Consider the following 8,758-nt stretch of genomic DNA (forward strand, 5'->3'; position numbering starts at 1 on the left):
GCCATGGCCAGGCCGGCGGCGCGCGGATCGTCGCCGCTGGCGATCTCGTCGATCAGGCCAAGTTCCAGCGCCTCACCGGCGCCGATCATCGCGCCGGTCGTCATCATCTGTACCGCCTTGGCAACCGGCACCAGACGCGGCAGCCGCTGGGTGCCGCCGGCGCCGGGAATCAGGCCGAGGTTGACCTCGGGCAGGCCGAAGCGGGCCGAAGCCAGCGCCACCCGGTAATGCGCCCCCAGCGCCACCTCGAGGCCGCCGCCGAGGGCGGTGCCATGCAGCGCGGCGACGGTGGGGGTGGCGACCAGCTCCATCTCGTCGATCAGTGTCGGCAGATGCGGTTCCTGCGGCGGCTTGCCGAACTCCTTGATGTCGGCCCCGGCGATGAAGGTGCGGCCGGCGCCATAGATCACGATCGCCTGCACCGCGTCATCCGCATCGGCGGCACGCACGCTTCCGATCAGCCCGGCGCGCACCGCCTGGCTCAGCGCATTGACCGGCGCGTTGTCGATTTCGATGACGGCAATCCCGTTGTTTACGGTCATCCGGACCGGTTCGCTCATGGTCTTCCTCCAGCATGGAACGCATCACTCCGGCCGCAGGATTCGCCCGCCGGATGCGAAAATGTTACGTTGTGAATTTCACGCCGGGCAAACTGCTTTCTTTGTGACGATGCGTCAACAGTTTTCCGACCGACCGTTCGGTCTTTGACGCAAGCCCATGCGATTCAATGGAAAGAACGGCGCGTGGCAGGTCACAAATGGTCGCGAATACTGCCGGTCTTGGGCGAGAGCGCGGCGTCGATATCGCGCATTTCCAGCGAAAGCGCGAGCGATCGACGCGCCAGAAGCGGCGCCAGGAATTGCCGCGCGGCGGCAAAGATCTCGGCTGTGGCGGCCTCTTTCACCGCCTGTGGCCGCCCCTCGCGAAGGCGCACCGAGATGTCGATGAACCCGTGTTTCGGATCGCCATCGGCAATCGCGTAATGCGCCGCCCGCAGCGCCCGCACCCGGATACCGGCAAGCGGAAAGGCGTCGATCCCCGCCGCGACCGCGCGGAGCGCCTCGCAGAAGGCGCCCGGATCCAGATCGGGCTCGAGGTTGGCCGAATATTCGATCGTGACATGTGGCATGGCGGGTCTCCCGGTGTCCTGCGATCTATCCGCATTCCCGCGCCGGCTGTCAAACCCCCACCCCGCCCTTGCACAGGCGCTGCAATTTTAGTTGACATGTTAACTACCTTGCCCCTAGGCTGATCCCCAACGGAACGCGCAGTCCCCCGGAACCGGAGCAGCTCAGGAAGTCCCATGTCAGACCTTGCCACCCATCTCGACAGGCTCGAAGGCCATCTTGCCCGCTTCCGCCAGCACGGCATCAAGCACCGTATCGCGGGGCGCGATCACGCCGGCTCGGCGCCGGCTTTCGACACCCGATCGCCGGTCGATCACAGCCTGATCTGTACCGTGGCCCGGGGCGATGCCGGCGACATCGACGCCGCCGCCCGCGCCGCCGCCGAGGCGTTCCCGGCCTGGCGCGACCTGCCGGCGCGCGAGCGCAGGGACATCCTGATCCGCGTCGCCGAGGGCATCGAGGCGCGCGCCGAAGAGATCGCCCTTTGTGAGTGCTGGGACACCGGGCAGGCGCTGCGCTTCATGTCCAAGGCGGCGCTGCGCGGGGCCGAGAATTTCCGCTATTTCGCCGATCAGGTGACCTCGGCGCGTGACGGCAAGACCCTGCAATCACCGGGGCTGATGAATGTCACCAGCCGCAAACCCATCGGGCCGGTGGGCGTCATCACCCCGTGGAACACGCCCTTCATGCTGTCGACCTGGAAAATCGCCCCGGCGCTGGCGGCGGGCTGCACCGTGGTGCACAAACCGGCCGAACTCTCGCCCCTGTCGGCCCGCATCCTGGTCGAGATCGCCGAAGAGGCCGGCCTGCCGCCCGGCGTCTGGAACATGGTCAACGGGTTCGGCGAGGACGCGGGCCGCGCGCTCTGCGAACATCCGGCCATCAGGGCCATCGCCTTTGTCGGCGAAAGCCGCACCGGCAGCCTGATCCAGAAACAGGGCGCCGACACGCTGAAGCGCTGCCATCTGGAGCTGGGCGGCAAGAACCCGGTGATCGTGTTCGAGGATGCCGACCTCGAGCGGGCGCTGGATGCGGTGATCTTCATGATCTATTCGATCAACGGCGAACGCTGCACCTCCTCCTCGCGGCTTCTGGTAGAGGACACGATCCGGGAAGAGTTCGAAGCCCGGCTGGTCGAGCGCATCAACAACATCAAGGTCGGCCATCCGCTGGATCCCGAAACCGTGATCGGCCCGATGATCGGCAAGGAACATTTCGACAAGGTGAGATCCTATTTCGATATCGCCCGGGAAGATGGCGCCACCATCGCCGCCGGCGGCGAAACCCTCGGCGACACCGGCTATTTCCTGCGCCCGACCCTGTTCACCGACGCCCACAACAGGATGCGCATCGCCCAGGAAGAGATTTTCGGCCCGGTGCTGACCTCGATCCCCTTTGCCAGTGAGGCCGAGGCGCTGGAGATCGCCAATGACACCGATTACGGGCTGACCGGCTATCTGTGGACCAGCGACCTGACCCGCGCGATGCGCTTTACCGACCGGCTCGAGGCGGGCATGATCTGGGTGAATTCAGAGAACATTCGCCACCTGCCGACGCCCTTCGGCGGGGTCAAGGCCTCGGGCATCGGCCGCGATGGCGGCGACTGGTCCTTTGAATTCTACATGGAACAGAAGCTGGTCGGCTTTGCCACCGGAGAGCACAGGATACCGCGCCTCGGCGCATGAATTGACGCGTGAAACACGCCAACCGGGAGGAAACCATGGGAGAGATCGTTCTCGCCGCCAAGATGACCCACGTGCCGACCATGCTCATGTCCGAGCAGGAGGGCCCGATCAAGGGCAAGCGCCAGGCGGCCATCGACGGGCATTTCGAGATCGCCCGCCGCGCCCGGGAACTGGGCGCTGACACGGTGGTGATCTGCGACACCCATTGGGTGATCAACGCCGGCTTTCACATCAATGCCAACCGCCGCTTCGAGGGGATGTTCACCTCGAACGAGTTTCCGCAGTTCATTCAGGACCTGCCCTATGCCTATGAGGGCAACCCCGAGCTTGGCGACGCGATCGCCGCCAAGGCCTCGCAGATGGGCGCCTATACCCTGTCGCACCGGCTGGATTCGCTGGAGCTGGAATATGGCACCCTGGTGCCGATGCGCTTCATGAGCCGGGCCCATGAGATGAAGGTGGTCTCGGTGGCCGCATGGTGCACGGTGCACGGCCATGACGAAAGCCGCATCGTCGGCGAGGCGATCCGCGCCGCCATCGAGGACAGCGACAGCAGGGTGCTGCTGGTGGCCTCGGGCTCGCTTAGCCACAAGATCTGGGCCAACCGGGACTACGCCGCCAATAACGGCACCTTTACCATCAGTTCGGAGTTCAACCGGCAGATGGATCTGCATGTGCTGGAAATGTGGAAACGCGGCGACCATGCCACCTTTCTCAAGATGCTGCCGGAATACGCGCAATACTGCTGTGGCGAAGGGGCGATGCATGACACGGCGATGCTTTACGGCGCGCTGGGCTGGGATGGCTACGAAGGCAAATGCGAGGTGGTGACCGAGTATTTCCCCTCTTCGGGCACCGGCCAGACCAACGTTATCTTTCCGGTGGGCTAGAGACCGGCGCGGACCTTTGACGGCAGGGGGGCACGGATCGTGGCGCATTTGAGTATTTATGGCGAGATGAAGCAGGGGAAAGGCATGAGAATTGCGAGCGTGATCGCGGGCGGAGAGCGGCTTTACGGGGAGGTGCGCGACGCGGGGTTTGCCGCGCTGAACCCGCTGTTTCCGCAGTGGCGGACGCTGTATGAGGCGCTGGCGGCGGGCGGTTTCGCCGAGCTCATCGCTGCCGCGCCCGGCGCAGCGGTCAGCCATCGCGATTTCATCCATGACATGGTGCTGCCCGACGCCCGGCGCATCCTTTGTGTCGGGGTCAACTTTCCCGACCGCAACGCCGAATACAAGGACGGCAGCGCGCAGCCGAAATACATGTCGCTGTTCCCGCGCTTTGCCAGCGGCTTTACCGGCCATGGCCAGAACCTGATCCGCCCGCCGGAAAACCACACGCTGGACTATGAGGGCGAGGTGGCGATCGTCATCGGCAAGGCGGGGCGGCGCATCGCGGCCGAAGACGCCTATGACCATATCGCCGCCCTCACCCTGTGCAACGAGGGCACCATCCGCGACTGGGTGCGCCACGCCAAGTTCAACGTCACCCAGGGCAAGAACTGGGACCGCTCGGGCGCCATCGGCCCCTGGCTGGTGCCCTTCACCGACCCTGCGCAGCTGGATGACGCCCGCATCATCACCCGGGTCAATGGCGAGCTGCGCCAGGACGATGTCTTGCGCCGCATGATGTTCCCGATCCGCGAAGAGATCGCCTATATCTCGACCTTCATGACCCTGCAGCCCGGCGACATCATCGTCACCGGCACCCCCACCGGCGCCGGGGCGCGTTTCGATCCGCCGCGCTATCTGAAACCCGGCGATGTGGTCGAGATCGAGGTCGAGGGCATCGGCATATTGCGCAACGGTGTCGAGGACGAGGCATGAGCCCCGCGGAGCACGCCGCAGCCGCAGCCGCGCTGCTCGAGGCCGAGGCCACCGGCCGGCAGATCGGCCTGTTGTCGCTGCAATATCCGGGCATCGGCATGGATGACGCCTATGCCATCCAATCGGCGCTGGCCGAGGCCAAGCTGGCGCGGGGGCGCGAGGTGATCGGCTGGAAGATCGGGCTCACCTCGAAGGCCATGCAATCGGCGCTGGGGATCGACATTCCCGACAGCGGCATCCTGTTCGACGACATGGAATTTGCCAGCGGCGCCACCGTGCCCGGGGGGCGTTTCATCCAGCCGCGCATCGAGGCCGAGATTGCCTTTGTGATGAAGGCGCCTTTGGCGGGCGACCGGGTCAGCCGCGATGACGTGCTGGCCGCCACGGGCCATGTGGCGCCGGCGCTGGAGATTCTCGACACCCGCATTCTGCGCCGCGATCCGGCCACGGGTCAGGCCCGCAACGTCTTTGACACGATCAGTGACAATGCCGCCAATGCCGGCATCGTGCTGGGCGCGGCCCGCCATGCGGCCGAGGCCTTTGATCTGCGCTGGGTCGGGGCGCTGGTCAGTCGCGACGGCACAATCGAAGAAACCGGTCTCGGCGCCGGGGTGCTCAATGATCCGGTTGAAAGCGTGGTCTGGCTGGCCCGCCGCATGGCGCAATATGGCCAGCGCATCGAGGCCGGTCAGGTGATCCTGTCGGGCAGTTTCATCCGCCCGGTGGAATGCCCGCCGGGCAGCGCAATCCACGCCGATTTCGGTGACTTCGGCGTGGTCGACATCGGCTTTGCCTGAGGTGCGGCGGCGTTACAGCCGCGCCTGCAACACGCCCACCCGGGCCTTGACCTCGGCAATCGCCTCTGCCTTGACCGGACCATAGCCGCGCATGTCCATCGGCGCCGCCAGCAGCTCGGACAGCAGGTTCGGGTCGGCGTCGCCACCGCCTGCGGCGAGATCCTTCAGCAGGGTTTCGAACCAGGTGATCAGGGCCCGTTCCTGCCGCCGCTCCGAGGCATAGCCGAAGGGGTCAAACATCGTGCCGCGCAGACGCTTCATGCCCGCCAGCCGCCGCATGGCCGCCGCCATCCAGGGCCCGAAGGCGCGTTTACGCGGACGCCCGCGCCCGTCGCGACCAAAGGTCAGCAAGGGCGGCGCCATGTGATACATCACCTTGAAATCGCCCGTGAAGCTTTCTTTCAGACGCTCTTCAAAGCCGGTCTCGACATGCAGCCGCGCCACTTCGTATTCATCCTTGTAGGCCATCAGCTTGAACAGAGATTTCGCCGCGATCATCGCCAGATCATCGCCCAGTGCCTGCCGCAGCGGCGCCAACGTCGCCTGGTAGCGCGCCGCATAGGCGGCATCCTGATAGGCGGTCAGAAACGCCATCCGGTCGGCAAGCACGCTTTCGAATGTCTCGGCCTCGGGCGCTTGTGCTGGCGGCACCAGCGCCTCGGGCGTCACCGCCAGCACCCGCCCCATTTCAAAGGCGCGGGTGTTCTTTTCAACCGCCACCGCATTCAGCAGAATGGCCTGTTTCAACGCCAGTTCGCTGACCGGCACCAGCCCCGCCTGCCAGGCAAAGCCCAGCATCATCACATTGGCGAACACACTGTCCCCGAGCAATTCCTCGGCCAAGGCGTTCGCATCAATACCCTGCACGTTCTCGGCGCCCACTGCGGCGCGGATCACCGCTTCGCGCGCCTCGATGCGCAGATCGGCGTCGCGGTGCAGCACCAGATCACCCGTGGGCATCGGCGCCCGGTTCAGCACCACCTGCGATCCCTTGCGAAAATGCACCGAGGCCTTGGGCGAAGAGGACACCACCATGTCACAGCCAATGACCGCATCCGCCGCCCCCTGATCGATACGCACCTGATGGATGTCCTCGGGGCTCTCGCCCAGCCGGATATAGCTGAGCACGGTGCCGAATTTCTGCGCAAAACCGGTGAAATCCAGCACCGACGATCCGCGCCCCTCGAGATGCGCCGCCATGGTGATCAGCGCCCCCACCGTGACCACGCCGGTGCCGCCGACCCCGGTGACCAAGAGATCGAAGGGCCGCACCAAGGATGGCAATTCCGGCGCCGGCAGATCGGCCAGCAGCGGTGCAAGGTCGATCTCGGCCCCGGATTTCCTGCGCCGCTCGGCGCCTTCGACGGTGACGAAGCTGGGGCAGAACCCGTTCAGACAGGAGAAATCCTTGTTGCAGTTCGACAGGTTGATCTGCCGCTTGCGCCCGTATCTGGTCTCCAGCGGCTCGACGCTGAGGCAATTGCTTTCCAGCGAGCAATCGCCGCAGCCCTCGCAGACCAGCGGGTTGATCACCGCAAAGCGCTTGGGGTCTTCCATCTTGCCGCGCTTGCGGCGGCGGCGTTTCTCGGTGGCACAGGTCTGCTCGTAGATCAGCACCGACACGCCCGTGACCTCGCGCAGCTCGCGCTGCACCTGATCCAGCGCAGCGCGATCGCGGAACATGGTGCCGGCGGGGAAATCGCCGTGGCTGAACTTGCCGATGTCATCCGACACCAGCACGATCTGCTCCACCCCTTCGGCGCGGCAGGTCTGGGCGATGCCCTGCACCGAGACCGGGCCGTCGACCGGCTGCCCGCCAGTCATCGCCACCGCATCGTTGTAGAGGATCTTGTAGGTGATATTGGTGCCCGCGGCCACCGCCTGCCGGATCGCCAATGAGCCGGAATGATACCAGGTGCCCTCGCCGAGGTTCTGGAACATGTGCCGGTTGCCGTTGAACCGCGATGCCGCCACCCAGGGCACGCCTTCGCCGCCCATCTGCGCATAGCCGAGCGTGTTGCGCCCCATCCAGCTGGCCATCACGTGACAGCCGATGCCGCTGGCCGCCTGGCTGCCATCGGGCAGTTTGGTCGAGGTGTTATGCGGACAGCCCGAACAGAAATAGGGCGTGCGCGTCGCGCCATCCACTTTCAACAGAACCGGAGGTTTCTCAGTCAAAGCTTTGGCTTTGGCTTCGAACCCTTCCTCGGGGAAGAAATGCGCCAGACGTTCGGCCACCACCGGCACCAGTGCCAGGGGGCTGAACTCGCCGGTCCAGGGCAACAACGGGTCGCCGGCCGCCCGGTGTTTGCCGACCATCTTCTTGGGCTTGTCGCCGGGCCAGTCATAGAAATATTCCTTGAACTGGCTTTCGATGATGCCGCGTTTCTCTTCGATCACCAGCACCTCTTCCTTGCCGCGCACGAAGGCCAGCGCATCGCGGCGCGCCAGCGGCCAGACCATGCCGACCTTGTAGATATCGATGCCCAGCTTTCGGCATTTCGCCTCATCCAGCCCCAAGAGACGCAAGGCCTCCATCAGGTCCAAATGCCCCTTGCCGGTGGTCACGATGCCGAAACGCGCCTCTTCGATGTCATAGATGCGCCGGTCGATCGGGTTGGCCTCGGCAAAGGCCTCGACCGCCTCAAGTTTGTGCGCGATGCGGGTCTCGATCTCGGGGCTGGGCAGGTCCGAGGGGCGCACATGCAGCCCGCCTCGCGGGGCGGTGAAATCCGGCTGCACAAATTCGCGGTCTTGGTGCAACTCAACCGACTGCGCGCTCTCCACCGTTTCCGAGATCGCCTTGAACCCGACCCAGGTGCCGGAAAACCGCGACAGCGCTATCCCGTATTCCCCAAACGCCTGATATTCGGCCACCGAGGCCGGGTTCAGCGTCGGCATGAACCACGACATGAAGGCCACGTCCGACTGGTGCGGCATCGACGAGGAGACACAGCCATGGTCATCCCCGGCCACCACCAGCACCCCGCCCTTGGGCGCCGAGCCATAGGCGTTGCCGTGTTTCAGCGCGTCGCCGGAGCGGTCGACGCCCGGCCCCTTGCCGTACCACATGGAAAACACGCCCTCGACCTCGCAGTCGGGGTCGAAGATCGCCTGCTGCGCGCCCAGCACCGCGGTGGCGCCAAGGTCTTCGTTGACCGCCGGCATGAAGGTGATGCCCGCCTCTTCCACCCGCGCGCGGGCCCGCCACAGCTCCAGATCGAAGGCCCCCAGGGGCGAGCCGCGATAGCCCGAGACGAATCCCGCCGTGGTCAGCCCCGCCGCCCGGTCGCGCCGCGCCTGATCCAGCATGATCCGCACCA

Annotated in this window: 7 protein-coding genes; 4 read left to right on the forward strand and 3 right to left on the reverse strand. The window is 65.5% G+C overall.

The window, feature by feature from the left end:
- A partial coding sequence (locus ABZD10_RS11095; protein WP_372886521.1) for an enoyl-CoA hydratase/isomerase family protein occupies window positions 1-560 on the reverse strand: 560 nt, incomplete at its 3' end.
- A gap of 191 nt (window positions 561-751) precedes the next feature.
- Window positions 752-1,129, reverse strand: a complete 378-nt coding sequence (locus ABZD10_RS11100; protein WP_372886523.1) for a 5-carboxymethyl-2-hydroxymuconate isomerase — start codon at window positions 1,127-1,129, stop codon at window positions 752-754.
- A gap of 174 nt (window positions 1,130-1,303) precedes the next feature.
- Between ABZD10_RS11100 and hpaE the strand changes: the two genes are divergently transcribed.
- From hpaE to hpaH, 4 genes are all read left to right on the forward strand, one after another.
- On the forward strand, window positions 1,304-2,812 hold the full coding sequence (hpaE, locus tag ABZD10_RS11105) for a 5-carboxymethyl-2-hydroxymuconate semialdehyde dehydrogenase (RefSeq protein ID WP_372886524.1): 1,509 nt from the start codon (window positions 1,304-1,306) through the stop codon (window positions 2,810-2,812).
- A 35-nt stretch (window positions 2,813-2,847) separates the two neighbouring features.
- The gene (hpaD, locus tag ABZD10_RS11110) at window positions 2,848-3,702 is read left to right on the forward strand and encodes a 3,4-dihydroxyphenylacetate 2,3-dioxygenase (RefSeq protein WP_372886530.1); all 855 of its coding nucleotides are present in this window, start codon (window positions 2,848-2,850) and stop codon (window positions 3,700-3,702) included.
- Between the two features lie 84 nt (window positions 3,703-3,786).
- Complete coding sequence (locus ABZD10_RS11115; RefSeq protein ID WP_372886525.1) at window positions 3,787-4,638, forward strand: fumarylacetoacetate hydrolase family protein; 852 nt, start codon at window positions 3,787-3,789, stop codon at window positions 4,636-4,638.
- Window positions 4,635-5,435, forward strand: a complete 801-nt coding sequence (gene hpaH, locus ABZD10_RS11120) for a 2-oxo-hept-4-ene-1,7-dioate hydratase (protein ID WP_372886526.1) — start codon at window positions 4,635-4,637, stop codon at window positions 5,433-5,435. Before ABZD10_RS11115 ends, hpaH begins: the two co-directional genes overlap by 4 nt.
- Before the next feature lie 12 nt (window positions 5,436-5,447).
- Here hpaH and ABZD10_RS11125 read toward each other — a convergent pair.
- Window positions 5,448-8,758, reverse strand: a 3,311-nt coding sequence (locus ABZD10_RS11125; RefSeq protein ID WP_372886528.1) for an indolepyruvate ferredoxin oxidoreductase family protein, incomplete at its 5' end; no start/stop codon positions are given.

It is taken from the genome of Shimia sp. (assembly GCF_041624275.1).
GTDB lineage: Bacteria > Pseudomonadota > Alphaproteobacteria > Rhodobacterales > Rhodobacteraceae > Shimia.

Excerpts from the sequence above, each read along its gene's own strand:
- hpaE (WP_372886524.1), top strand. The coding sequence starts at position 1,304 with ATGTCAGACCTTGCCACCCATCTCGACAGGCTCGAAGGCCATCTTGCC.
- ABZD10_RS11100 (WP_372886523.1), bottom strand. The coding sequence starts at position 1,129 with ATGCCACATGTCACGATCGAATATTCGGCCAACCTCGAGCCCGATCTG.
- hpaH (WP_372886526.1), top strand. The coding sequence starts at position 4,635 with ATGAGCCCCGCGGAGCACGCCGCAGCCGCAGCCGCGCTGCTCGAGGCC.
- hpaD (WP_372886530.1), top strand. The coding sequence starts at position 2,848 with ATGGGAGAGATCGTTCTCGCCGCCAAGATGACCCACGTGCCGACCATG.
- ABZD10_RS11115 (WP_372886525.1), top strand. The coding sequence starts at position 3,787 with ATGAGAATTGCGAGCGTGATCGCGGGCGGAGAGCGGCTTTACGGGGAG.